This is a genomic window from Methylobacterium sp. FF17 (assembly GCF_025813715.1).
Lineage (GTDB): Bacteria > Pseudomonadota > Alphaproteobacteria > Rhizobiales > Beijerinckiaceae > Methylobacterium > Methylobacterium flocculans.
The window spans coordinates 5,048,736-5,073,976 of record NZ_CP107532.1 but is presented as its reverse complement, the minus strand read 5'-3'; the positions used below and the strand labels follow the sequence as shown (position 1 = coordinate 5,073,976).

Genomic DNA, 25,241 nt, shown 5'->3' with positions numbered 1-25,241 from the left:
ACAAATCCCATGGCCACGGTTTGCTCCCCCGGATCGGCGTCGGTCCTTCCCAACGTGGGGCGACCTTCCCGGCACGCTCCACGACGATGGTCTGGTCCCGGTCGGCGAGGTCCTGCCTGCGTCTGTCGCTCAGCGGCTTCCGGGATTGCGCAGCGGAACACTCCGAACGCGGCCGAAGCGCCCTGCGGCAGGTTCGCCGGGTGCGGAACGAGTGCCGTCGCCACCGGTTCGGGTCCCCGGGACAAGGTCCCCGGAGTACGGATCCCTTGCAGGCATCGACATCACGGCTGCGTTTCCTCGTCGCGGAGACCGAACCACCGGACGCCCGCGAGACCCGAAGAGAGAGTGTCGGGCGCTCATCCGGCGAGACCTATGTCGAGATCCTGGAGCGTCTCGCGCCCGGCTGCACGTGCCACCGCATCACCCCGGCCGACGCCGATGGCGGGCTTCCGGCGGGCGAGACCCTGGCCGGGTACGATGGGGTCTTCCTGTCCGGATCGCCCCTGTCCCTGTACGAGGACACGCCGGAGGTCCGGCGCTCCCTGGCCTTCATGCGCGCGCTGTTCGCCTCGGAGACGCCTTCGCTCGGATCCTGCGCCGGCCTGCAGCTCGCCACCGTCGCCGCCGGCGGCACGGTCCGGCGGAACCGGAACGGGCCCGAGGCCGGGTTCGCCCGTCGCATCGTCCCGACCGGAGACGGCAGGTCCCACCCCCTGCTCAGGGGGCGGCCCGCCGCCTACGACGCGCCCAGCATCCATACCGACGAGGTCGAGAGCCTTCCGGACAGCGCCACATTGCTCGCGTCCAACCGGGCCACGGTGGTGCAGGCGGCGGAGATCCGGCACGACGGCGGCACGTTCTGGGGCGTCCAATACCACCCCGAGATCGGCCTCGACGAGGTGACCGGAGCGCTGCGCCGCCAAGCCGACGATCTGGTGGAGAGCGGCCTGGCACGCTCCCGGCGCGAGGTCGAGGATCAGGCCGACCTCGTCGAGGCCCTCCACAGCGAGCCCGGGAGGCGCGACCTCGCGTGGCGGCTCGGGCTCGACGACCAGGTCACGGACGAAGCCCATCGCCAGAGGGAGATCGTCAACTTCATCGAGGCGCTGGCCATCCCGCGCCATAACGGGCGGCGCTGACGCCGGAGGGTCCCGGGCGGGCACGGGTCGGATTGCTCGATGTGAGTGCCGGGATTCCCGGGCTCGGGCAGGGTGCATCATCCTCGCCGGGGTGCGGGGTGGCCATCCTCAACCTCGGGCGCCGCCGTGAGCATGCCGAACGACATGACACCCGAGGCGCGCCTGGAAAGCGTCCTGGATCGCCAGCGCATCATGGGCGCCTTCGCCAGGATCGCCTCCGAGCCCCTGTCGCGGGAACGGCTGATGCAGCACGCCACCGCCCTGATGTCCCGGGCGTTCCAGGTCCGGCGCATCAAGATCATGCGCTACCGTACCGACCCGGGCGACCTCCTGGTCGAGGCGGGGGTCGGCTGGAAGCCGGGCGTGGTCGGACAGGTCTCGCTGGCCATCGACCGCGCTTCACCCCCCGGCCGCACTCTGCAGACCGCCTCTCCGGTCGTCATCGAGGACCTGCCGAACGACCCGGACTTCCGCTATTCGCCGACACTGCGCGATCATGGGATCATCTCGGTCGTCAACGTGCCGATCATGTTCGATGGCCGCGTCTGGGGTGTGTTCGAGGTCGATGCCGACCAGCCCCGGACGTTCGACGAGGCCGACATCGGCTTCCTGACCGCGTTCGCCAACCTGCTCGGCATGGCCATGCAGCGCCAGGAAGCGCAGGACAGGACCACGGAGGTCCTCGCGGAGAACGCGCGGGCCGCCGAGCGCGCCGAGATGCTCCTGCGCGAGCTCCAGCATCGCGTGAAGAACAACTTTCAGGTCATCCTGTCCTTCCTCACGCTCCAGCGGCGCTACGTGGAGGCGCCGGACGTGCGCGAGCGCTTCGGCACGGTGATGGACCGGGTGCACGCCATCGCGCTGGCGCACGACCAGCTCTCGATGCGCGAGGGCGGGGCCGAGGTCGAGTTCGGTGGTTATGTCCGGGCCCTGTGCGCCAACATCGATCCGGGCCGGGACGGCGTGACCATCGAGGTCGTGGACGGCAACGCGACGTTGCCCCTGGACCGGGCGGTGCCGGCCGGGCTCATCGTCAACGAACTCGTCACCAACGCGCTGAAATACGCCTTCGACGAGGACGGCACGGGCCGGATCCGCGTCGTCATCGAGCAGCATCCGGACCTCGGCGAGATATGCCTCACGGTCGAGGACGACGGGAAGGGGCTGGGACCGCCGCGCGAGGGCGGCCTCGGTCTCACCCTCGTGGAGGGGTTCGCGCTGCAGCTCGGCGGACGGGTGGCGCGCGGCACGCCGGAGCGTGGCACCCGGACCATCACATGCTTCCCGATGCCCCTCTGACGGTGTGATCCGGTCCTGTGCCCGCGATCGAACAGCCCGGTCCGGCACGGGGATGCGGGCACCGCCTCGCTACCGCGCGCGGGACGGATCGATCACCAGGATGTACTCGCAGGGTTCCGTCCCGAGATTGGTGAAGGCGTGCCCGGCATCGGCCTCGAAGTACAGGCTGTCCCCCGTCTCCGCGATAACGGTCCGGTCGCCGATCACGGCGCGCAGGCGGCCGCGTAGGATGTAGATGTATTCCGAGACGCCGGGGCGATGAGCGGTGAACTCGCCCGTGCTGGCGCCGGGCGGCAGGGTGTTGAGCACCAGGTCGATGCCCCGGCCCGGTAGCACCGGCGAGAGGCATCGCCGCAGGTAGCCCGATTCTTCGTCCCGAAGGATGGGTTGGCGGCGCGCGGGGATCAGCAGGACCTCGAGTTCGGTCGCGGGCGACATCAGGCGCGAGAAGGTCACCCCGAGCGCCTCGGCCAAGCGCGAGAGCACGACGGTCGACGGCACCGCCTCGGCACGCTCGATCTTCGAGATCATCGAGCGGCTCACGCCCGATCGCGTCGCCAGCGCCTCCAGGGACAGGTGGAGCTCCCTGCGGCGGCGGCGGATCTCCTCGGACACGTAGAGCTGAGAACTTGCCTCCGCCGCGATCTGCGCCGGGACGACCATCTCCCTCACCGACATGCCGTCATCCACTCCCATCCCCCGGTAGACCGGCAGCATGGCCGTGCGGGTCAGCGTTGCCCCTGAATAGGGGATCGTGCCGCGGTTTGCACGCGCTCCATCCGCCGCGTCCCGGCCCGCGCGGCGCGGGGCGTGCCGCCGCGCCCGACGTTGCACGCCCTCGGCGCGTCGGAAGAGCGATCCCGCATCTGGCACGCCGATTGCCTCCACATCAGTGGAAATTTCTCCAGATTGGTGGAGGGCTGAACATCATGGCCAGTGCGGCGATCGCGGTGGAGGTCGAGGCCGGTCTCGACCGGAATGAGGTGTCGCTCGCGGACCGACGACAGATCGTCTGGTCGAGCGTGATCGGCACCACGGTGGAGTGGTACGACTTCCTGATCTACGGCACGGCCAGTGCCCTGGTGTTCAACAAGCTGTTCTTCCCGAGCATCGACCCCGTCGTCGGGACGATCGCCGCCTTCGGCTCCTACGCGGTCGGCTTCCTGGCACGCCCCCTGGGCGGCGTCGTCTTCGGTCATTTCGGCGACAAGATCGGCCGCAAGGCCATGCTGTCCCTGACGATCATCATCATGGGCCTCGGCACCTTCCTGATCGGCTGCCTGCCGACCTATTCCCAGATCGGCGTCTGGGCGCCGATCCTGCTCGTCACCCTGCGGCTGGTCCAGGGCATCGGCATCGGCGGGGAGTGGGGCGGCGCGGTCCTGATGGTGGTCGAGAGCGTGCCGGCCCATCGACGGGGCTTCTTCGGGAGCATCGTCCAGCTCGGATATCCGCTCGGCGTCATCCTCTCCATCGGGGCCTTCGCACTGGCCGGGCTCATGCCGGAGGCCGAGTTCCTGGCCTGGGGCTGGCGCCTGCCGTTCCTGGCCAGTGCCGTCCTCGTCGGGGTCGGGCTCTTCATACGGCTGCGCCTGCACGAGACACCCTCCTTCCAGCGCGTGAAGCAGCGGGCCGCCTTCGCCAAGATCCCGGTCGTCGAGATCCTCACCGAGCATCCCCGCACCTTCCTGAAGGCCGTCGGGCTGAAGGTGTCGGAGATCGCCTATGTCAGCATCGTCACGGTGTTCTCGATCTCCTACGTGACGGGGCAACTCGGCCTGCCGCGCAGCGTCATCCTCAACGGCATCCTGATCGCGGCGATCATCGAACTCTTCACGATCCCGGTCTTCGGGTGGCTCTCGGACCGCTACGGGCGCCGTACGCTGTTCGTGGCCGCCTGCCTGTTCTCCATCGTCTTCGCCTTCCCGCTGTTCCAGCTTCTCGACACCCGCGACCCGACCATCATCACGCTCACCGTCGCGGTGGCGCTGAGCTTCGGCCAGGGCATCATGTTCGGAACGGGCGCAGCCTGGATGTCGGAGCTGTTCGATGCGCGCCTGCGCTACAGCGGCGCGTCGCTCGGCTTCCAGGTCGGGGCGGCCCTGAGCGGTGGCTTCACGCCGCTCATCGCCGCCGCCCTGCTGACCTGGAGCAGCGGCGCGACCTGGCCGATCTCGATCTACCTGATCGTGCTCGCCTGCGTGACGCTGACCGCCGCGTTCCTGTCGCCCGAAACCGCGCGGCGGCAGATCGATTGAGCGACGGGATCGGCGCTTTCTGAAGCCGTGGGTAAGAATCGCCGCTCTCGGCTCCTTCACAGTGGAAAATTCTCTAGTATCGTAGACGCGTTCGGGAGCCCTGCCGGCTCCGAGGAGGATGGATGAACAGGACGATCATCAAGACGGACAAGGCTGCTCCGGCCGCCGGTCCCTACGCCCAGGCGACCCGCGTCGGCGATCTGGTCTTCGCCTCCGGGCAACTCCCGATCGACCCGGAGACGGGCGGATTTCCCGACGGCATCGCGGCGCAGACCCGGGCCTCGCTGGCCAACCTCGCGGCGGTTCTCGAAGCGGGCGGCGCGAGCCTGGGGAGCGTGGCCAAGACGACCGTGTTCCTGAAGGACATGAACGACTTCAGCGCCATGAACGCGGTCTACGCGGAGCACTTCCCCGGCGAGGCCCCGGCGCGCTCGACGATCGAGGTCGCCCGGCTGCCCCGTGACGCCCTGGTCGAGATCGAAGCCATCGCCCTCGCGACACGGCCGGAGACCGCGCGATGACGGACGCATCGCCACCGCGCATGGTCGAGGCCTTCGCCCATCCCGCCGGTTCGATCGCGGTCGGCGTTCCGGGCGGCGCGACGGGATGGCGGGGCGCGCTGCTCAACATCCATACGGCTTCGGCGGCGAGCTACGAGATGGAGGAACGCACCGAGGCCCGGTGCGTCGCCGGGCGCGGCATCGAGGGCGACCGCTACTATCTCGGGTCGGGCACCTATTCGCCCAAGCCCGACACCCGTGAGGTGACCCTGATCGAGCAGGAGGCGCTGGACGCGATCAACCGGAACGATCCGCCGCTCCAGGGCGGCCCCATCCAGATCGCGCCCATCGACCACCGCCGCAACCTCACGGTCCGCGGCGTTCCGCTCAACCACCTCGTGGGTCGACGCTTTCGGGTGGGCGAGGTGATCCTGCGCGGCGGACGGCTGAACTTCCCCTGCAAGTATCTCGAGGAACTGCTGGGCCAGCCGGTCTACCTGCCGCTCTACAACCGCTCGGGCCTGAACTGCGGGATCGAGCGCGGCGGCATCATCCGCGTCGGCGATACGATCGAGATGGTGGACTAGCTCGTGAGCGCACGCCTGGTCATGAAGCTGCAGGTCGCGGCGGCGGTGGCAACGACGCCCGACGTGCTGCATCTCACCCTGGTTCATCCGCGACGGCCGGAACTCCCGTCCTGGACGGCCGGCGCCCATGTCGACCTTCGGCTTCCGGATGGACGCGTGCGCCAGTACTCGCTCTGCGGCGACCCTACCGATCGCGGTCGCTACGAGATCGCGATCAAGCGCGAGGATGCGGGACGCGGGGGTTCGGCCTGGGTGCACGGAAACCTGGCCGTTGGTTCGGCGGTCGATATCTCCGCGCCCCGCAACAACTTTCCCCTCGCACCCGCCGCACGGCGGCACGTCCTCGTGGCGGGCGGGATCGGCGTGACGCCGCTCCTCGCCATGGCCCGGACGCTCGCGGCGGACGAGGCCGACTTCGCGCTGCACGTCTGCGCGCGCTCCGCGGCCGAAGCGCCCCTCCTCGCGGAGGTCCGTGCCGTCTGCGGCGATCGCCTGCAGGCCTGGTTCTCCGACGAAGGCCGGCGCTTCGATGCCGCGCTCCTGCACGATTCGACTGTGGACACCCACGTCTACGCCTGCGGCCCGCGGCGTCTCACCGAGGCGGTCCAGGCTGCCCTCGACGCGAAGGGCTGGCCGTCCGAGCAGGTTCATGTCGAGCACTTCGGCGCCGTCTCGGACGAGACCTTCGTACCCGAGGCGTTCGAGGCACGCATCGCATCCACCGGCGCCGTGCTCCCCGTGCCGGCGGACCGTTCGCTCCTCGACGTCCTGCGGGAGTACGGCGTCTCCCAGCCTTCCTCGTGCGAGCTCGGAGTCTGCGGGGCCTGCGAGTGCGGCTACCGCGACGGCGCGGTGATCCACCGCGATGCGGTGCTTTCGGTCGCGAAGCGCCAGGATCGGATGACCCCGTGCGTCTCGCGCGCTCGGGGGTGCGTGACCCTCGACCTCTGAGCCATCCGACGCCAGGCGGCTGGCATCGGGGTTGCGGGATTGCAGACGCCGCCGTCGATGTGGCGAACGTCTCATCGAGGTTTGATGCGCAGGGTCCCCCACCACGGGGACGACGCTCGCTGTCGGCACAGGGTCGTCCTGCGCCACCCGCGTGGTGAGCGTCGACTTCCTTCAATCCGCCGTCCGGAAGCGGATCGGCATCCCCGTCACCGAACTTCGTTCCGCATCGGTGAAGGGGAGGGCGCCGCCCGGCCCGGACAGGGTCTGTGCGGCGCGTCGCTCTCGGGGGATTCCGTCACGACCTTCGTGCACGACCTCGGCGACGGAGGCCGTCTCAGGCCTTCGGCTCGTCCTTCGGGCCGAGGCGCTTGTCGAGGTAGGTGTCGACGGTCTGGGTCAGTTCGTCGACCTTGCCGTCGAAGAAGTGATTGGCGCCCTCGACCATCTGGTGCTCGATGATGACGCCCTTCTGGGTCTTCACCTTCTCGATCACCGGCATCACCTCGCGGGCCGGGGCGACCCGGTCCTCGGAGCCGTGCACGAACAGGCCCGAGGAGGGGCAAGGGGCCAGGAAGGTGAAGTCGTAGCGGTTGGCCATGGCGGCGATCGAGATGAAGCCCTCGATCTCGGGGCGGCGCATCAGCAGCTGCATGCCGATCCACGAGCCGAACGAGACACCGGCGATCCAGCAGGCACGGGCCTCGGGGTTGACCGACTGCACCCAGTCGAGGGCCGAGGCGGCGTCGGAAAGTTCGCCGGTGCCGTGGTCGAAGGCGCCCTGGCTGCGGCCGACGCCGCGGAAGTTGAAGCGCAGGGCCGCGAAGCCGCGATTGGCGAAGGTGTAGAACAGGTTGTACACGATCTGGTTGTTCATCGTGCCCCCGAACTGGGGATGCGGATGCAGCACGATGGCGATGGGCGCGCCCTTCTTCTTGGGGGCCTGATAGCGCCCTTCGAGACGGCCGGCCGGACCGGTGAAAATGACCTCGGGCATCGGAATCAAAACTCCTGAGCGGCGAGCCCGCCGGGCCCGTCACGAGGGTCGCGCCAAACGCCGGGAACGCGCGCATCCGATGCCGGGGCAAAGCCGCGAGGCCTGCCTTGACTCGGCCGGCGACGAACTTAAAAGCGCTCTTAGAATAATTCTAGCTGACTAGAATCATTCTAAACAAGCGTCGTTCGAGCCTGCTTCGGATCGGCGCGTTCCCCGCGATGGGCGACCGGAACACGTATCGTGCCCGGGCCTTAACATGATCGTGGGGGGCAAAAGCAAGGATTTGTCGCTTCCGCCCTTGACGCCGCCAGTGGTTTTTCCCGGATGACTTCGCCCCGCGTCTATCTCGACCACAACGCGACCTCGCCGGTTCGGCCCGAGGTGGCGGCGGCCGTGGCGCAGGCGCTCACCCTGGTCGGCAACCCCTCCTCGATCCACGGGGAAGGGCGCGCGGCCCGGGCGGCCCTGGAGGCGGCGCGCGACGCCGTGGCGCGCCGGGTCGGGGCGGGCACGGGCCGCGTGGTCTTCACCAGCGGGGGAACCGAGGCGGCGAACGCAGTCCTGTCCGGCGCCCTGACGCGGGCGGGACAACCCGCACCGACGCGCCTCCTGATGAGCGCCACCGAGCATCCGTGCATCGCGGCCGGGCACCGCTTCCCGGCGGATGCGGTCGACCTGATCCCGGTCGACACGGCCGGGCTTGTCGATCTCGGCGTCCTTGCGGCCCTGCTGGCGCGCCACGCCGAGACGGGTGTGCTGATCTCGGTCCAGGCGGCCAACAACGAGACCGGGGTGATCCAGCCGCTCGGCGCCATCGTGGCCCTGGCCCGGGCGCATGGGCGGGCCCTGGTGCATTCCGATGCCGTCCAGGCGGTGGGCAAGATCCCCCTCGATTGCGCGGGCCTCGGGCTCGATGCCCTGACCCTGTCGGGCCACAAGTTCGGCGCGCCGAAGGGGATCGGCGCCCTGGTGCTGGCGGAGGGGGTCGGCCTGAGCGAGCCCCTGCTGCGCGGCGGCAGCCAGGAGGGGCGCCTGCGCGGCGGCACCGAGAACCTGCCCGGGATCGTCGGGCTCGGGGTGGCGGCGGAGCTGGCCGAGCCCGCCGAGGCGGCCCGCCTCGCCCCCATGCGCGACCGCATCGCGTTGGGCCTGCGCGCCCGCGCGCCCGACCTCACGGTGTTCGGCGCGGGCGCTCCGCGCCTGCCCAACACCCTGTGCTTCGCCGTGCCGGGGCTGGACGCTCCGACGGCGCTGATGGCGCTGGATCTCGCCGGGCTCGCGCTCTCGTCGGGGTCGGCCTGCGCCTCCGGCAAGGTCGCGCGCTCACCCGTGCTCGCGGCCATGGCGGTGTCCCCTGCGCTGGCCGCAGGGGCGCTGCGCGTGAGCCTCGGGTGGAACAGCACGGAAAGCGACGTGGCGCGCTGTCTGGCCGCCTGCGAACGCGTGCTGGAGACCCTATATCGACGGCAGGGGCGCGCGGCGTGAGCGCCGAATTCCCAAGCCATCTCACCAACACCCGGCCCTTGACGCCGGGCATGTCAGGAGACGCCTAATGCCTGCAGTGCAGGAAACCATCGACCGGGTCCGTTCGATCGACCTCGACCAGTACAAGTACGGCTTCGAGACCACCATCGAGATGGAGAAGTCCGCCAAGGGCATCTCCGAGGACGTGATCCGCTTCATCTCCGCCAAGAAGGAGGAGCCCGAGTGGATGCTGGCCTGGCGCCTCGACGCGTACAAGCGCTGGCAGACCATGCAGGAGCCCGACTGGGCCCGGGTCTCCTACGACAAGGTCGATTACAAGGACATCTACTACTACGCGGCCCCGAAGCGCCCGGCGGCGATGTCCCTGGACGAGATCGATCCGGAGATCCTGAAGACCTACGAGAAGCTCGGCATCCCGCTCCGCGAGGTCGAGGTGCTGGAGGGCATCGCCCCCGAGCGTCGGGTCGCCGTCGACGCGGTGTTCGACTCGGTCTCGGTGGCCACCACCTTCAAGGCGGAACTGTCGAAGGCCGGCGTGATCTTCATGCCGATCTCGGAGGCCATCCGCGAGTATCCGGACCTCGTGAAGAAGTACCTCGGCTCGGTCGTGCCCGTGACCGATAACTTCTTCGCGACCCTGAACTCGGCGGTCTTCTCCGATGGTTCGTTCGTCTACATCCCGCCGGGCGTGCGCTGCCCGATGGAGCTGTCGACCTACTTCCGCATCAATGAGCGCGACACCGGTCAGTTCGAGCGCACGCTGATCATCGCGGACAAGGGATCATACGTCTCGTACCTCGAAGGCTGCACCGCCCCGAAGCGCGACGACAACCAGCTCCACGCCGCCGTGGTCGAGCTCGTCGCCCTGGATGACGCCGAGATCAAGTACTCGACGGTCCAGAACTGGTACCCCGGCGACAACGAGGGCAAGGGCGGCATCTACAACTTCGTGACCAAGCGTGGCGATTGCCGAGGCGTGAACTCGAAGATCTCGTGGACGCAGGTCGAGACCGGCTCGGCGATCACTTGGAAGTATCCATCCTGCATCCTGCGCGGCGACAATTCCCGCGGCGAGTTCTACTCGATCGCGGTGTCGAACGGCATGCAGCAGGTCGATTCCGGCACCAAGATGATCCATCTCGGCAAGAACACCACCAGCCGGATCATCTCGAAGGGCATCTCGGCCGGGCGCTCGCAGAACACCTACCGGGGCCTCGTCTCGGCGCACCGCAAGGCGACGGGCGCGCGCAACTTCACAAACTGCGACTCGCTCCTCATCGGCGACCAGTGCGGCGCGCACACCGTGCCGTACATCGAGTCGAAGAATGCCTCCGCCCAGTTCGAGCACGAGGCCACCACCTCGAAGATCTCCGAAGACCAGATGTTCTACTGCCAGCAGCGCGGCCTCTCCAACGAGGAGGCGACCGCGCTCATCGTCAACGGCTTCGTCCGCGACGTGCTGCAGCAGCTGCCGATGGAGTTCGCCGTCGAGGCCCAGAAGCTGATCTCGATCAGCCTCGAAGGCTCGGTGGGGTAGGGCGGTTTTTCCCTTCTCCCCCTGTGGGAGAAGGTGGCCCGCGAAGCGGGTCGGATCAGGGGAGCGCGCGATCCGAGGAGGTCGCCCCCTGATGCGGGACTTCGTCCCGGCTCGCCTGCTCCGCAGGCACCCTCCCCTGCAGAGGAGAGAGGGTCGCTCCGCGTTTCAAGTTTTAGAACGGACTTTGCTGCAATGATCGAAATCAAGAACCTCACCGTCGCCATCGAGGACAAGCAGATCCTCAACGGCCTCAACCTCACTGTGAACGACGGCGAAGTCGCCGCCATCATGGGGCCGAACGGCTCGGGCAAGTCGACCCTGTCCTACGTCATCGCCGGCAAGGAGGACTACGAGGTCCTCGACGGCGAGATCCTGCTCGACGGCGTCAACATCCTGGAGATGAGCCCCGACGAGCGCGCCGCGTCCGGCGTGTTCCTGGCCTTCCAGTACCCGCTGGAGATCCCGGGTGTCGGCACCATGACCTTCCTCAAGGCGACGCTGAACGCTCAGCGCCGGGCGCGCGGCGAGGGCGAGCTCTCCACGCCCGATTTCATCCGCAAGGTGAACGGCGCGGCCGAGAAGCTCGAGATCAACAAGGAGATGCTCAAGCGCGCCCTCAACGTCGGGTTCTCCGGCGGCGAGAAGAAGCGCATGGAGATCCTCCAGATGGCGCTCCTGGAGCCGAAGTTCTGCGTTCTCGACGAGACCGATTCCGGCCTCGACATCGACGCCCTGCGCATCGTCTCCGGCGGCGTGAACGCGCTCCGCGCCCAAGGGCGCTCCTTCCTCGTCATCACCCACTACCAGCGCCTGCTCGACTATATCGTGCCGGACGTGGTTCACGTCATGTCGCAGGGCCAGATCGTGAAGTCGGGCGACAAGGACCTCGCCAAGGCATTGGAAGCCTCGGGCTACGCCGAGTACCGCACGGGCGAGGCCGCCTGATCATGGCCGACATCACCCCGCTCCGCACCGCGGCCGAGACCGGGCTCTCCAAGCTCTTCGAAGCCACGAAGATGAAGTACCCTACGGGCGTGTCCATCGCCCGAGAGGAGGCCTTCCGCTACTTCGAGGCGGTCGGCCTGCCGACCCGCCGCGTCGAGGCGTTCAAGTACACCGACCTGCGCTCGGCATTTCGCGATGCTGCCCATCCGGCCGAGATGCCATCCGCTGGCACCGCCAAGGCGGCGGTTGAAGAGGCGAAAGGCTTTGCTGGCATCGAGGCCGTGCGCCTCACCTTCGTCAACGGCCACCTGATCGAAGACGAATCCGACCTCGGTCGTATCCCGGCTGGCGTCACCGTGACCCCGCTGACTCAGGCGCTCACCGAGGGCCACGCGCTCCTGGACCGGCTGACGCCCGTACGTCAGGCCGCCGAGAACGCGATCTACCAGCTCAACACCGCCTTCCTGGCGGACGGCGTCCTGATCGCGGTTGAGGCCGGCGCCAAGGTCGAGACCCCGCTGCACCTGCGCTTCATCGGCACGGGCACGGAGGCCTATTCCACCGCGACCCGCGGACTGGTGACGCTGGGGGAGGGCGCGGAAATCACCGTGCTCGAGAGCCACGAGGGACCGGACGGCATCGCCTACCAGCCCAACGACGCCCTCGACGTGACGGTGGCGGACAATGCCACCTTCCGGCACGCCCGCCTGAACGCGGAAGGGCGCGAGGCCGTGGCCCTGTCGACCCTATCGGTGAAGCTCGGCGCCGCTGCGTCGGTGGAGACCGTCAACGTGGTCGTCGGCGCCGTCCTCTCGCGCCATCAGGTCTACCTGAACTTCGCCGGCGCCGACGGCCGCGCGGTGGTGAACGGCGCGGCCATGCTGAACGGCAAGCAGCTCGCCGATACCACGTTCCTCGCCGACCACGCCGCCACCGGCGGGGTCAGCCGCGAGCTGTTCAAGACCGTGGTGGACGGTGAGGCGACCGGTGTGTTCCAGGGCAAGATCATCGTCCAGCAGGCCGCCCAGCAGACCGACGGCAAGATGATGTCGGCCTGCCTCATCCTGTCCGATGCCGGCCAGATGATGAACAAGCCCGAGCTGGAGATCTTCGCCGACGACGTCGCCTGCGGCCACGGCGCCACCTGCGGCGCGTTGGACGAGGATCTGCTGTTCTACCTGATGCAGCGCGGCCTGCCGAAGGCGGAAGCCGAGAGCCTGCTGGTGCAGGCCTTCCTTGGGGCGGCGATCGAGTCGGTGAGCCACGAGGGCGCCCGTGAGGCGCTGATCGGCACCATCGAGGCGTGGCTGAAGGCGCGAGCCTGAACGCACCCTGCCGAGACCCTTCCCCGCAGAGGGGGAGGGTCGCGCACGTCCGACACCCAACAGGTATCGCCATGAACGCACCCGTCCTGAACACCCCCTACGACGTCCAGGCGATCCGAGCCGAGTTCCCGATCCTGTCGCAGAAGGTCTACGGCAAGCCGCTGGTCTATCTCGACAACGCGGCCTCGTCGCAGAAGCCGCGTGCGGTCATCGACGCCATGGTGAACTGCATGGAGACGGGCTACGCCAACGTCCATCGCGGACTGCACTTCATGGCGAACGCCGCCACGGAAGGCTTCGAGGGCGCGCGTGAGACCACGCGGCAATTCCTCAACGCCGACTCCACCGACGAGATCATCTTCACCCGCAACGCCACCGAGGCCTACAACCTCGTGGCTTCCTCCATGGGCCTGCTCGGCCAGATCGGGGAGGGGGACGAGATCATCCTCTCGATCATGGAGCACCATTCCAACATCGTGCCCTGGCATTTCCTGCGCGAGCGGCGCGGTGCGGTGATCAAGTGGGCGCCCGTGGATGACGCCGGCAACTTCCTCGTCGAGGAGTACGAGAAGCTGTTCACGCCGCGCACGAAGATGGTGGCGATCACCCACATGTCGAACGTGCTCGGCACGGTGACGCCGGCGGCCGAAATCGTGCGGATCGCCCATGCGCACGGCGTGCCGGTGCTCCTCGACGGGGCGCAGAGTGCGGTGCATGGGCCCATCGACGTGAAGGCGCTCGATTGCGACTTCTTCGTCTTCACCGGCCACAAGGTCTACGGTCCGACCGGGATCGGCGTCCTCTACGGCAAGCGGGAATGGCTGGAGCGGCTCCCCCCATATCAGGGTGGCGGCGAGATGATCCGCACGGTCAGCCAGGACAGCATCACCTACAACGACCCGCCGCACCGCTTCGAGGCCGGCACACCGGCGATCATCGAGGCGGTGGGCCTCGGTGCGGCCCTCGAATTCATGATGGGGGTCGGGCGCGACCGGATCGCGGCGCATGAAGCGTCGCTCCTCGCCTATGCCCAGGAGCGCCTCGGCGCGATGAATTCGCTGCGCATGATCGGCACCGCCAAGGGCAAGGGCGGCGTCATCGCCTTCGAGATGAAGGGGGCGCATGCCCACGACATCGCCACCGTGATCGATCGCTACGGCGTCGCGATCCGGGCGGGGACGCATTGCGCGATGCCGCTCCTCACCCGCTTCGGCGCAACCTCCACCTGTCGCGCCTCCTTCGGCCTGTATAATACGACCCAGGAGGTGGACGTCCTCGCCGAGGCCCTAGCCAAGGCCGAGATGATGTTCGCCTGACGCTTATTCCACGGCGCGGAGATCGCGGCCGAGACGAGGACAGACCCATGAGCGACGCAGCCATCACGGGTGGGGCCAACACCCCCACCATCGCGAGCGACTCGGCGATCCCGCCCGAGGAGCTCGACCGCCTGACCGACGACATCGTGGTCGCCCTGAAGAGCGTCTACGACCCCGAGATTCCGGCCGACATCTATGAGCTCGGCCTGATCTACAAGGTCGACATCGCCGACGACCGCAAGGTCGCCATCGACATGACGCTGACCGCGCCGGGTTGCCCCGTGGCCGGCGAGATGCCGGGTTGGGTCGAGACGGCGGTGGCCGCCGTGCCGGGCGTGCAGTCCTGCGCCGTCACCATGGTGTTCGACCCGCCGTGGGACCAGAGCCGCATGTCCGACGAGGCCCGCGTCGCCCTGGACATGTGGTAGCGGACTGTCGGCCCGCGCTGGCGCGATCCCGACGCACCGGGACTGGCCCGCGTCGACGACGGCTATCCATGCACGGTCCATGGATGGACCGCGGCCCCTGCGATCCTTATCTTAAGCAGGTCCCATCATCCTCACCTGCCCGGGCCTTGAACCCGGCCGTCGGAGAGACCTCATGGCATCGAAGTTCAAGGTTCTGTCGCTGACCGACGCGGCGGCGGAGCGCATCAAGGCGATCATCGCGGATGCCGATCGGCCCATCGCAGGCCTGCGGGTCGGCGTGAAGAACGGCGGCTGCGCCGGCATGTCCTACACCATGGAATATGCCGAGGCGCAGAAGCCCGGCGAGGACCGGGTCGAGGATCGCGGCGTCACCGTCTTCGTGGACCCGAAGGCGCTGCTGTTCCTGCTCGGCACGCAGATGGATTTCCAGACCAGCAAGCTGTCGTCGCAGTTCGTGTTCAACAACCCGAACCAGACCTCCGCCTGCGGCTGTGGGGAATCCGTGGCGATCACTCCGGTGAACCCGGAGATGGTGCACGCGGGCGCCTGACGCAAAAGGCTCCGCGCGGTCGCGCCCGAACGTCAGGCGACGTTCGGGAGGGGCTCCTCGGCCTCGGCGACCGTACGGTTTCGGCCGTCGCGTTTGGCCTTGAACATGCACTGGTCGGCGCGTTCCAGGAGCGAGACCGCCGTATCCCCCGGCCGGTGCATCGCCACCCCGAGGGAAATCGTGATCTTGCCAAGCGATTCGCCGGTGGAGCGCTTCACGAGGTCTCGGGCCATTACGCTGGTGCGAACCGCTTCGGCGATGGCGCAAGCCGCCGCCCGGCCAGTGTTCGGCAGCAGCATGGCGAATTCCTCGCCCCCGAACCGGGCCAGGACGGTGCGGGGCTTGATCTGCTCGCGCATGACGCCCGCCACCAGGCGCAGGACCTGATCGCCGGTGATATGGCCGTAGACGTCGTTGAACCGTTTGAACGAATCGACGTCGATCACGATCAGGCAGGCAGGCTCGGCTGCGGATGCGTCCTGCACCAGCCGACACAGGCTGTCCTCAAAATGCTTGCGGTTCGACAATCCGGTGAGCGGGTCGGTGAGGCTCTCGAGCCGCGTCGCCTCGAGGGTCGCGCGCAGGGCCTCGATCTCGCTGCGGCTCTCGCGCATCCGCGCCTCGAGGGTGCGGTTGCTGGCCCGGACCTCCCGCGTGGTCGCCACCAGGGCCGCGACCACCTTGTGCACGCTGGCCGGCTTCGACGCGGTCCCGTCGAGGTCATGCGCCAGGGTGCGCAGCGACGCGTCGTACTGTGCCGTGGAATCGAGCGAGAGGTTCAGCACCTCCATCACCCCCGCGATCTCCGACAGGACGTTGTGGCTGGCCTGCTCGGTGGCGACCGAGAGACGCGTCGGATCGAGATGGGCCTCGTAGAGCGCGTCGACGTCCTGGGTCGTCAGGCCCCCGGACTCCGCCGTGAGACGCCTGACCGCCTCGCTCATCCGAGGCTGCGCGCCGGAGACGTGAGCATACCAGACGGCGTAGGAACGGGGCTCGGCCGAGGGGCCGTAATCCCGCATCAGTGCGCTGACGCGCTCGGCCAGCGCGAAGCTCCGGTCGCGATCGCCGTGATTGCCGTCCATCGTTCGTCCAACCGTCCCATCCGCCCGACCTCGTCGGGCGGAGCGTCCCCGCATCGCCGGAAGATAGACGCCGGTTCGTGGAGATGCAGTTAAGGGTTGCTCCGTACCGGAGACCCGGCGGGCGGGACCGTGCCTACTTCGACGGCTTGACGACGGCCGGACGCAGCAGGAAGGCCGGCACGTGCGAGCCGAGGCCGATCGGCGTATCACCCTCGTCCTCGTCGTTGCGGCGGCGGGACGGCGGACGGCGCTCGTCGCGCGAACGCTCGGCCGTGCGCTCGGGCCGGGGGGCTCGCTGCGGCGCGGGGGCGGCGGACGTACCGTCGCGCTCGACCTCCACCACTTCACGCTCGGGCGCGCTGCGCCGTGCCGCGACCTTGCCGGGACGGCCTTCCTGCCGCCCGGGCCGCTTCGCGGGCCGGCGCTCCGTCTTGCCCTCGGGCGCGTCCGCCTCGGCCCTGGCGGCCCCGGACTCGGCGCCCTGGATGGCGTCCGACTTCGGCAGATCCGAGCGGGCCCGCTCGGATCTCGGCTTCTCGGCCCTGCCGCCCGCTCCCCCTCGCAGGCGTCGGCCGCTGGCGGCCTTGCCGCGATAGCGGGTGCGCGTGGACTCCTCGTCCTCGGACGGCGCGGATTCGGGCACCGAGGCCAGGTCGCCCTCGGCCCACGGAATCGGCTGACCGATCAGGGCCTCGATGGCGTGGAGCGAGCGCTCGTCGGCCCGGCTCACCAGGGTGAAGGCATGGCCGGCGCGGCCGGCGCGACCCGTGCGTCCAATGCGGTGGACGTAGTCCTCCGGGTGGTGCGGCACGTCGAAATTGAAGACGTGGCTCACCGCCGGAATGTCGAGGCCCCGCGCCGCAACGTCGCTTGCCACCAGCAGCGGCACCTCGCCGGAGCGGAAGGCGTCCAGCGCAACGGTGCGGGCGCGCTGGTCCATGTCGCCGTGGAGCGCCGCCACATTGAACCCGTGGCTCGCCAGCGACTTCTGGAGCAGCGCGACGTCGCGCTTGCGGTTGCAGAAGATGATGCCGTTGTTCAGGTCGGCCTCGCCCCGCATCAGCCGGCGCAGGATGTCGCGCTTGACGTGGCCCTCGGACCCCGTGGCCACCAGCTTCTGCACGATGGTGGAAGCGGTGGAGGCGGGGCGCGCCACTTCGATCCGCTGAGGGGTGTGCAGGAACATGTCGGCCAGCCGCTCGATCTCCGGCGGCATGGTGGCGGAGAAGAACAGGGTCTGGCGCGTGAAGGGCACCATCTTCACGATGCGTTCGATGTCGGGGATGAACCCCATGTCGAGCATGCGGTCGGCCTCGTCGATGACGAGGAGTTCGACGCCCGTGAGCAGCAGCTTGCCGCGCTCGAAATGGTCGAGGAGCCGACCCGGCGTCGCGATCAGCACGTCCGTGCCGCGCATCAGCTTGGCGTCCTGCTCGGCAAAGGAGACGCCGCCGATGATCAGCGCGACGTTGAGCTTGTGGTTGATGCCGTAGCGGTCGAAATTCTCCACCACCTGCGCGGCGAGTTCGCGGGTCGGCTCCAGGATCAGCGTGCGCGGCATGCGGGCGCGGGCGCGGCCGTTCTCCAGCAGCGTCAGCATCGGCAGCGTGAAGGCCGCCGTCTTGCCGGTGCCGGTCTGGGCGATGCCGAGAACGTCGCGGCGTGCCAGGACGTGGGGGATGGCCTGGGCCTGGATCGGCGTGGGTTCGGAATAGCCGGCCGCCGTGACGGCCTGGAGGACCTTGTCGCTCAATCCGAGGTCGGCAAAAGACATATGCAATGAGAACCGTTGCGCGCGGGAATGGACCGACCGGCGCGGAGGACATCGACACGGCGACGGCTGGAATCAGGGGCGGTTTCGACACACGACCCGCCGCGCACACGCGTTGCGGGGACACTTAGGCCCTTGCGCTGCCGTGTCAATCGCGGGAATCCCGTTCGAAGCCCCTTATCCGCAGGCCGCTGCCCGGCGAAGCGTTCGTGCCTTGGCGAGGAGCTTGCGTGGGAGAAGGGGCCTCCGTCCGGCAACGAGGGTCCAGCCGCCTTGCGCATCCTGCTCATCAACCCGAACACCACCCCGGCCGTCACCGACCTGGTGGCGGGGCACGTCCGGGCGCTCGCGGGGCCTGGAAACACCCTCGTACCCGTGACCGGACGGTTCGGCGCCCGCTACATCGCCAGCCGCGCTGCCGCGGCCATCGCGGGGCACGCGGCCCTCGACGCCCTGGCCGGGCACGTGGCGGGCTGTGACGCGGTCTATCTCGCCTGCTTCGGCGATCCAGGCCTCGCCGCCCTGCGCGAGGTCTCCCCGGTGCCCGTCGTCGGCATGGCGGAGGCCGCCTGCCGTGCGGCCTCCGCCGGAGGCCGGCGCTTCGCCATCGTCACCGGCGGCGCCTTGTGGGGGCCGATGCTGACGGAGTTCGTTGCCGGCCTCGGCCTCGGGGCCCACCTGTCCGGCGTCCGCACGGTGGCGCCGACGGGCGGTGAGATCGCCGCCGACCCCGACGCCGCCCTCGCGGGGCTCGCGGCCGCCTGCCGCACCTGCGCCGAGGCGGATGGGGCGAAGGTCGTGATCCTCGGAGGTGCAGCGCTGGCCGGACTCGCACACCGCATCCAGCCCGCCGTACCCGTCCCGGTCCTGTGCTCGGTGGAAGCCGGCACCCGTGCGGTGCTCGCGGCGGCCGGGGAGGGGAGGCCGGTGGATGCGGCACCCACCCTGGAGAGCACCGGCCTCTCCCCGGCGCTCGCGGCTCTCCTGGCGGGCGGCTGACCCCGGATCCTGCACCTTCGCCGCGGACGCATCCACTTTGCACCGCAAAGAAACCGCTTGCATCCACTTTGCGAGTCCGTATGCTTTGCATCACAGAGCCAGGGAGGTGCGATGTGACCGATCTCGACAGGGCGCTTGCCGACATCGTCGCCATCCGCTCGCAACTGACGCGCGGCACGGCCTTCAGCGGCTACGGGCCGGCGGCCTTCGCAGCCACCGCCGGACTGGCGCTCGCCACCGCCACGGCGCAGACGCTCTTGCTCGCCGAGCCCGACGCGCAGCCGCTGGCCTTCTTCGGAGGCTGGATCGTCGCGGCCTGCGGCGCGGTCGGCCTGATCGGCGCCGAGATGCGGGCCCGCGCCCGCCGCCACACGGGCGGCCTCGGCAATGCGATGATCCACGACGCCGTGGAGCAGTTCCTGCCGGCGGGGGCCTCCGGGGCGCTCCTCGCCCTGGTGCTGGCGCGGGTCGCCCCCGAGAGCCTCTGGCTGCTGCCCGGCCTGTGGCAGGTGCTGGTCAGCCTCGGTATCTTCGCCGGTATCCGTGTCATGCCGCGTGGAGTCGCGCTGGTCGGCGCCTGGTACCTCCTCGCCGGCCTGACGGTGCTGGTCGTTACCAGCGAGGCCCGCAGCCTCTCGCCCTGGTCGATGGGCCTGCCCTTCGCCATCGGCCAGGGCCTGATGGCCCTGGTGATCCGCGCAGCGCCGGAGGCCGACCATGCCGAAGGCTGAGGCGACCGTCACGCCTGCGCCCTTCGCGTATGAGGGGCTCGACCGGGTCATCCATGAGAAGGCCCGCCTCGGCCTTCTCACCTCGCTGATCGCCCATCCGAAGGGGCTCGCCTTCGCCGATCTGAAACAACTCTGCGGCCTCACGGACGGCAACCTCAGCCGGCATCTCCAGGTGCTGCAGGAGGCCGGCCTCGTGGAGATCCGCAAGGGCTACGAGGGCAACCGGCCCCAGACCACCTGTGTCCTCACCGCGGCCGGGCGTCGACGCTTCCTCGACTATCTCGCCGTGCTGGAGGGCGTGGTGCGCGACGCGGCCGAGGCGGCCGGGCATGCGGACGACGCAAGGCCCGTCGGCCGGCCCCGGCCGGCGTGACGTCCGACTCGGGCACGACGCACGAAGGCCGACATTCATTTGCCAGGAAACTCTACGATGCAAAGTCCTTTGCCGAATTCGATTCACGTCGGTATCATCATGGATGGGAACGGGCGCTGGGCCACGGCGCGCGGCCTGCCCCGGCCTCTGGGCCACAAGGCCGGTATCGCGGCGATCCGGCGGGTCGTGGATGCGGCCCCCGGCCAGGGCGTCGGCACGCTGACGCTCTACGCCTTCTCCAGCGACAACTGGCGGCGGCCGCCGGACGAGGTCACGGCCCTGATGGGATTGCTGCGCGCCTACCTGCGGGAGGAGGCGGGGCGCCTCGCCCGGGCCGGGGTGCGCCTCACCGTGATCGGCCGCCGCGACCGACTTCCCGAGGGCATCGCCGAGGCCATCGAGCGGGCCGAGGCCCTGACGGCGGACGCCACCGCCCTGCACCTGCGCGTTGCCATCGACTACTCCGGCCGCGCCGCGATCCTGGCCGCCGCCGTCGGGCTGGCGGGCCCGGGCACCCCCTCGGCCGCCGAATTCGGGCAGCGCGTCAGCGGCGGCTTCGGGCCGGGCGGCCGCGCGGTCCCGGATGTCGACCTCGTCATCCGCACCAGCGGCGAGCAGCGTCTCTCGGATTTCCTGCTCTGGGAGAGCGCCTATGCCGAACTGCACTTCACGCAGCGGCACTGGCCGGATTTCGATGCGGACGACCTCGCCGGCGCGCTCCGGGCCTTCGCGGGGCGGGAGCGCCGCTTCGGCGGCCTCACGGCGCCGGCCGAAGCCGCCTGAGCCGCGCGGCACACCGCGCGGATATCCGCAGGGCGGACCGCGTCAGCGCCTGAACCCGGAGACCGTGCAGGGATCGAGGGTGACGCGGGCGGCGGCCCCGCCGATGGAACCCGTGGTCTCGGGATCGACCGGCGCGGCGCGCGCCATCCGCTGGCGCAACGCCCCGACATCCACGGCGCGGGACACATAATGCGTCGCTCCCACCGCGATGAGACCGAGCGTCAGGCAGATCTTGATCGTCCAGGGCAGCAGCATCGCTGGCGATCGCGGTGCGGGCTCGTCGCGCATCGCCCCGGAAGCCCCGTCAAGGAACCGAGGATCCCCAGACATTGGATCCCCGGACACGGGATCCCCGGACTTGGGATCAACGCCCCGGAGACTGTCGGCGAAGCGGCTGGGAGGAAGCATGGCGATCATCGTGCGGCGATCCCGGGCGGACCACGCATCGCATCCTCCGGCATCAGAGTTAAGGCCGCGTTTCCCCTCCGGCCGTTCACCCGTTCACCCGGGTTCGGCAAGGCATTAAAAATCCGCATCGCGCTCGTCGCGGTACAATCTTGCAGGCTCGGCGAGGTGCTGAAAAACCTTCGTTGAGGTCTTGAAATCGTTCACCCCGAGACAAATGCGACCTGATCTTCAGGCTTACGTCAATGTGCGTGATGGCACCGACGCACCAGGACGAGGATGACCGCCCGCTAACCTTTACCCTTCCTTGAGACCTGACGGCCTAACAGGTGGCCTTGTTGCAGGAAAGCGACAGACCTCGCGGCGGCCAGGGACTACAAGCGCGCCGGCTCTCGCCAACCAGGACCAGGTAAAAATGAAAAGACTGATTCTCGCTTCCACCGTGCTCGCCGGCCTCACCGCTGTCGCTTCGGCCGCCGACCTTCCGCGCCGCGCAGCTCCCCCGGTCTTCGTGCCGGTGCCGGTCTTCACCTGGACGGGCTTCTACGCCGGTATCAACGCCGGCTACGGCTTCGGCACGGGCAGCGACAACAACCGCACCACCACGGTGCTGGCCACGTCCCCCGTGTTCGCGCCCGGCGCCGTCGGCGCCGTCGCCTTCAACAACCGCGACAGCAACGAAGGCTTCGTCGGCGGTGGTCAGATCGGCTACAACTACCAGTTCACCCCGGGCTCCGGTGTCGTGATCGGTGTCGAGGCCGACGCCCAGTACGTCGACTTCGGTTCGCAGCGTAACAACGCCGTGCTCATCGGCGCTGCCAACGTCAACAACCTCACCTTCGTGAACCCGAACGGCCTGTCGGGCCTCGACTACTTCGGCACCGTCCGTGGTCGCCTCGGCTACGCCTTCGACCGCACCCTCGTGTACGGCACCGGCGGCTTCGCTTACGGCGGCGGCGGCGGCAACGATTTCGGCCTGCCCAACAGCAGCCGCAACGACTTCCGCACCGGCTGGACCGCCGGCGGCGGCATCGAGTACGCCCTGCCGACCGACTCGTTCCTGAACTTCTTCAAGTCCTCGGCCGTTACCCTGAAGGTCGAAGGCCTGTACGTGAACCTCGACCGCGACAACGCCAACAACGGCGTGTTCGCCTACTCGGCCGCCACCGGCTCGACCTTCAACGTCAACACCGCCGGCGTCGTCGCCACGGGCTACAACAACCGTCGCTCCGACGAGTTCGTCGTCGTCCGCGCCGGCCTGAACTACAAGTTCGGCTCGTACTAAGCCGACCGCTCCGGCACTTCGCGCGATCCATCGGGTCGCGCGAGGGCCTGCTCGACCCTGAAAAAGCCCGGCCTCGCAGCCGGGCTTTTTCTTATTATGATCAGGCGTGGACCGATCGACGGATGCGCGGGTCCACGCCTCCGGGGTTTCGGAAGCGTGGACCCGTTCGGCCCTGATACCAACTCCGGCTGAGCCCTACGGTGGGCTGATCTGATCCGGCGTCCGCTTCGATCGAGCGGACGCCGGATCAGATGTCGAGTTCCGCCCCATCCGCGAAGGCGGCGCGCTCGGAGATGAAGGTGAAGCGGGCCTCCGGCTTGTTGCCCATCAGCCGCTCGACCGCATCCCCGGTGGAGGCGCGAGCTTCGTCCAGGACCTCGACCCGCAGGAGCGTGCGCTTCTTCGGGTCCATCGTGGTCTCCTTCAGCTGCGCGGGCATCATCTCGCCGAGGCCCTTGAAGCGGCCGATCTCGACCTTGGCGCCCTTGAACACGGTCTTGATGACCCGCTCCTTGTCGGCGTCGTCGCGGGCATAGGCCGTCTTGGCGCCCTGGGTCAGGCGATAGAGTGGGGGAATCGCGAGGTAGAGATGCCCCCGGTCGATGAGCTTGGGCATCTGCCGGTAGAAGAACGTGATCAGCAGCGAGGCGATGTGGGCGCCGTCGACATCGGCGTCGGTCATGATGATGACCTTCTCGTAGCGAAGGTCCTCCAGGCGGAACGCGTTGCCGGTGCCGCAGCCGAGCGCCTGGGTCAGGTCCGAAATCAGCTGGTTGGCACCGAGCTTGTCCCGGCTCGCCGAGGCCACGTTCAGGATCTTGCCGCGCAGGGGGAGGATGGCCTGGGTGGCGCGGTCGCGGGCCTGCTTCGCCGAGCCGCCGGCCGAGTCGCCCTCGACGATGAAGATCTCGGAGCCGGCCATGCCCGCCTTGGAGCAATCGGCGAGCTTGCCCGGCAGGCGTAGCTTGCGGGTGGCGGATTTGCGCGCGACCTCCTTCTCCTGGCGCCGGCGCAGGCGCTCCTCGGCCCGGTCGATCACCCAGTCGAGGAGCTTGTTGGCCTGGGCCGGGGAGGCGGCGAGCCAATGGTCGAAGGCGTCGCGGATCGCCGTCTCGACGATGCGCGAGGCCTCCACCGTGGCGAGCTTGTCCTTGGTCTGGCCCTGGAACTCGGGCTCGCGGATGAACACCGAGAGCATCGAGGCGCAGGTCGCCATGACGTCGTCGGTGGTCACCGCCGTCATGCGCTTGGCCTGGTTCACGCGCTCGGCGTGTTCGCGCAGGGCCCGCAGCAGGGCGACGCGCAGGCCACTCTCGTGGGTGCCGCCCTCATGGGTCGGGATCGTGTTGCAGTAGGAGGCCGAGACGCCGTCGTCGGTGACCATCCAGGCCACGGCCCATTCGAGGGAGCCATGTCCGCCGGGCTTGGTGATCTTGCCGGAGAAGATCGCGTCGGTGACGAGTTCCTTGCCCTCGAGATCGCGGGCGAGATAGTCGCGCAGGCCCCCGGGGAAGCGGTGCACGGTCTCGGCCGGCACGTCGTCCAGGCCTTCCAGGAGGGCAGAGGCGCAGCGCCAGCGGATCTCGACGCCGCCGAACAGGTAAGCTTTCGAACGCGCCATCTTGAACAGGCGGCGGGGGTCGAACTTCAGCGCCCCGAAGATCTCGGCATCGGGGTGGAAGCGCACACGGGTGCCGCGCCGGTTCTGCACCCGGCCCACCGTCTCGAGGGGGCCCTGCACATGGCCGCGCGAAAAGGTCTGGCGATAGAGCGTCTGGCTCCGAGCGACCTCGACCTCGAGTTCGTCCGAGAGGGCGTTGACCACCGAGATGCCGACGCCGTGCAGGCCTCCGGACGTCTCGTAGACCTTCGAGTCGAACTTACCGCCCGCGTGCAGGATGGTCATGATGACCTCCAGCGCCGACTTGTTCGGGTATTTCGGGTGCGGGTCCACGGGGATGCCGCGGCCGTTATCGGTGACGACGAGGTGGCCGCTCTCCTCCAGCTCCACCTCGATGAAGCTGGCATGTCCCGCCACCGCCTCGTCCATGGAATTGTCGATCACCTCGGCGAAGAGGTGGTGCAGGGCGCGCTCGTCGGTGCCACCGATATACATGCCGGGGCGGCGGCGCACCGGCTCCAGCCCCTCCAGCACCTCGATGGCGGACGCGTCGTAGCCGGCCTCCGCCGACGGGACAGGAGCGAGCGGCGCCACCGCGGCGTCGAGCTTGCGCCGCTCGGCCGGTTTCGGGAGCGGCGCCTTGCCGCCTGCGAAGAGGTCGCGCGCGGGGTCGCTCACCGGAGCGCTCCGCGCGGAGGCTGGGACGGCCGCGGGCTTCGTGGACCGGACCGCAGAGGGAGATCGTGCAGCATTCGCCTTCATCCTCTGACCATACCGGAACAAACCGGAAACAGAAAGGGGTTCGCCACCCCGTGGCACGGGGGCATGCCCCCGTGCCGCACAGGGCGGGCCAACCGATACCTCGAGAGACCCG

Annotated in this window: 24 protein-coding genes; 18 read left to right on the top strand and 6 right to left on the bottom strand. The window is 69.0% G+C overall.

Features of this window, described 5'->3' with window-relative positions; all coding sequences use genetic code 11:
* Positions 1 to 266: 266 nt before the first annotated feature.
* Both OF380_RS24285 and OF380_RS24280 read left to right on the top strand, forming a co-directional pair.
* Positions 267 to 1,139, top strand: coding sequence for a type 1 glutamine amidotransferase (locus OF380_RS24285; RefSeq protein WP_264048206.1), 873 nt, complete (start codon positions 267 to 269; stop codon positions 1,137 to 1,139).
* 132 nt (positions 1,140 to 1,271) lie between these two features.
* Positions 1,272 to 2,438, top strand: coding sequence for a sensor histidine kinase (locus OF380_RS24280; RefSeq protein ID WP_264051473.1), 1,167 nt, complete (start codon positions 1,272 to 1,274; stop codon positions 2,436 to 2,438).
* 69 nt (positions 2,439 to 2,507) lie between these two features.
* Here OF380_RS24280 and OF380_RS24275 read toward each other — a convergent pair whose 3' ends face one another.
* Complete coding sequence (locus OF380_RS24275; protein ID WP_264048205.1) at positions 2,508 to 3,116, bottom strand: helix-turn-helix domain-containing protein; 609 nt, start codon at positions 3,114 to 3,116, stop codon at positions 2,508 to 2,510.
* 251 nt (positions 3,117 to 3,367) lie between these two features.
* Between OF380_RS24275 and OF380_RS24270 the strand changes: the two genes are divergently transcribed.
* The 4 genes from OF380_RS24270 (at position 3,368) to OF380_RS24255 (ending at position 6,734) form a co-directional block, all read left to right on the top strand.
* Positions 3,368 to 4,696, top strand: a complete 1,329-nt coding sequence (locus tag OF380_RS24270) for an MFS transporter (RefSeq protein ID WP_264048204.1) — start codon at positions 3,368 to 3,370, stop codon at positions 4,694 to 4,696.
* 122 nt (positions 4,697 to 4,818) lie between these two features.
* The gene (locus tag OF380_RS24265; protein ID WP_264048203.1) at positions 4,819 to 5,217 is read left to right on the top strand and encodes a RidA family protein; all 399 of its coding nucleotides are present in this window, start codon (positions 4,819 to 4,821) and stop codon (positions 5,215 to 5,217) included.
* Complete coding sequence (locus OF380_RS24260) at positions 5,214 to 5,783, top strand: MOSC domain-containing protein (RefSeq protein ID WP_264048202.1); 570 nt, start codon at positions 5,214 to 5,216, stop codon at positions 5,781 to 5,783. The genes OF380_RS24265 and OF380_RS24260 overlap by 4 nt, the downstream gene beginning before the upstream one ends.
* Before the next feature lie 3 nt (positions 5,784 to 5,786).
* Positions 5,787 to 6,734, top strand: a complete 948-nt coding sequence (locus tag OF380_RS24255; RefSeq protein WP_264048201.1) for a PDR/VanB family oxidoreductase — start codon at positions 5,787 to 5,789, stop codon at positions 6,732 to 6,734.
* Between the two features lie 334 nt (positions 6,735 to 7,068).
* Here the strand turns inward: OF380_RS24255 and OF380_RS24250 are convergent, their stop codons facing one another.
* Positions 7,069 to 7,728, bottom strand: coding sequence for an alpha/beta hydrolase (locus OF380_RS24250; RefSeq protein WP_264048200.1), 660 nt, complete (start codon positions 7,726 to 7,728; stop codon positions 7,069 to 7,071).
* Between the two features lie 324 nt (positions 7,729 to 8,052).
* Between OF380_RS24250 and OF380_RS24245 the strand changes: the two genes are divergently transcribed.
* The 7 genes from OF380_RS24245 (at position 8,053) to OF380_RS24215 (ending at position 15,314) form a co-directional block, all read left to right on the top strand.
* Positions 8,053 to 9,213 carry a cysteine desulfurase family protein gene (locus OF380_RS24245; protein WP_264048199.1) on the top strand — a complete coding sequence of 387 codons (1,161 nt, stop codon included), beginning with the start codon at positions 8,053 to 8,055 and terminating at the stop codon, positions 9,211 to 9,213.
* Positions 9,214 to 9,280: 67 nt separating this feature from the next.
* Positions 9,281 to 10,750, top strand: coding sequence for a Fe-S cluster assembly protein SufB (gene sufB, locus OF380_RS24240; RefSeq protein ID WP_264048198.1), 1,470 nt, complete (start codon positions 9,281 to 9,283; stop codon positions 10,748 to 10,750).
* A gap of 192 nt (positions 10,751 to 10,942) precedes the next feature.
* On the top strand, positions 10,943 to 11,695 hold the full coding sequence (sufC, locus tag OF380_RS24235; protein WP_091974976.1) for a Fe-S cluster assembly ATPase SufC: 753 nt from the start codon (positions 10,943 to 10,945) through the stop codon (positions 11,693 to 11,695).
* A gap of 2 nt (positions 11,696 to 11,697) precedes the next feature.
* Positions 11,698 to 13,020 carry a Fe-S cluster assembly protein SufD gene (gene sufD, locus OF380_RS24230; protein WP_264048196.1) on the top strand — a complete coding sequence of 441 codons (1,323 nt, stop codon included), beginning with the start codon at positions 11,698 to 11,700 and terminating at the stop codon, positions 13,018 to 13,020.
* 71 nt (positions 13,021 to 13,091) lie between these two features.
* Positions 13,092 to 14,336 (top strand): cysteine desulfurase, encoded by a 1,245-nt coding sequence (locus OF380_RS24225; RefSeq protein ID WP_264048195.1) that lies wholly within the window; start codon positions 13,092 to 13,094, stop codon positions 14,334 to 14,336.
* Between the two features lie 47 nt (positions 14,337 to 14,383).
* Complete coding sequence (locus tag OF380_RS24220; protein ID WP_238277884.1) at positions 14,384 to 14,764, top strand: SUF system Fe-S cluster assembly protein; 381 nt, start codon at positions 14,384 to 14,386, stop codon at positions 14,762 to 14,764.
* Positions 14,765 to 14,936: 172 nt separating this feature from the next.
* Complete coding sequence (locus OF380_RS24215; protein WP_264048194.1) at positions 14,937 to 15,314, top strand: HesB/IscA family protein; 378 nt, start codon at positions 14,937 to 14,939, stop codon at positions 15,312 to 15,314.
* 32 nt (positions 15,315 to 15,346) lie between these two features.
* Here the strand turns inward: OF380_RS24215 and OF380_RS24210 are convergent, their stop codons facing one another.
* Together OF380_RS24210 and OF380_RS24205 are read right to left on the bottom strand one after the other, a co-directional pair.
* Positions 15,347 to 16,399, bottom strand: a complete 1,053-nt coding sequence (locus tag OF380_RS24210) for a GGDEF domain-containing protein (protein ID WP_264048193.1) — start codon at positions 16,397 to 16,399, stop codon at positions 15,347 to 15,349.
* A 133-nt stretch (positions 16,400 to 16,532) separates the two neighbouring features.
* The gene (locus OF380_RS24205; protein WP_264048192.1) at positions 16,533 to 18,173 is read right to left on the bottom strand and encodes a DEAD/DEAH box helicase; all 1,641 of its coding nucleotides are present in this window, start codon (positions 18,171 to 18,173) and stop codon (positions 16,533 to 16,535) included.
* Positions 18,174 to 18,443: 270 nt separating this feature from the next.
* Between OF380_RS24205 and OF380_RS24200 the strand changes: the two genes are divergently transcribed.
* From OF380_RS24200 to OF380_RS24185, 4 genes are all read left to right on the top strand, one after another.
* Complete coding sequence (locus OF380_RS24200) at positions 18,444 to 19,169, top strand: aspartate/glutamate racemase family protein (protein WP_264048191.1); 726 nt, start codon at positions 18,444 to 18,446, stop codon at positions 19,167 to 19,169.
* A gap of 113 nt (positions 19,170 to 19,282) precedes the next feature.
* A complete protein-coding gene (locus OF380_RS24195; RefSeq protein ID WP_264048190.1) occupies positions 19,283 to 19,900 on the top strand; it encodes a hypothetical protein in 618 nt (205 codons plus the stop codon).
* Complete coding sequence (locus OF380_RS24190) at positions 19,887 to 20,273, top strand: transcriptional regulator (RefSeq protein ID WP_264048188.1); 387 nt, start codon at positions 19,887 to 19,889, stop codon at positions 20,271 to 20,273. The genes OF380_RS24195 and OF380_RS24190 overlap by 14 nt, the downstream gene beginning before the upstream one ends.
* Before the next feature lie 57 nt (positions 20,274 to 20,330).
* Positions 20,331 to 21,056: a di-trans,poly-cis-decaprenylcistransferase gene (locus OF380_RS24185; protein WP_264048187.1), complete on the top strand. Its 726-nt coding sequence runs from the start codon at positions 20,331 to 20,333 to the stop codon at positions 21,054 to 21,056.
* Between the two features lie 42 nt (positions 21,057 to 21,098).
* On the opposite strand, the gene OF380_RS24180 is transcribed toward OF380_RS24185, so the two are convergent.
* A complete protein-coding gene (locus OF380_RS24180; RefSeq protein WP_264048186.1) occupies positions 21,099 to 21,311 on the bottom strand; it encodes a hypothetical protein in 213 nt (70 codons plus the stop codon).
* 565 nt (positions 21,312 to 21,876) lie between these two features.
* Between OF380_RS24180 and OF380_RS24175 the strand changes: the two genes are divergently transcribed.
* Positions 21,877 to 22,746, top strand: coding sequence for an outer membrane protein (locus OF380_RS24175; protein ID WP_264048185.1), 870 nt, complete (start codon positions 21,877 to 21,879; stop codon positions 22,744 to 22,746).
* A gap of 247 nt (positions 22,747 to 22,993) precedes the next feature.
* On the opposite strand, the gene parE is transcribed toward OF380_RS24175, so the two are convergent.
* Positions 22,994 to 25,045, bottom strand: a complete 2,052-nt coding sequence (gene parE / locus OF380_RS24170) for a DNA topoisomerase IV subunit B (RefSeq protein ID WP_264048184.1) — start codon at positions 25,043 to 25,045, stop codon at positions 22,994 to 22,996.
* Positions 25,046 to 25,241 lie beyond the last annotated feature (196 nt).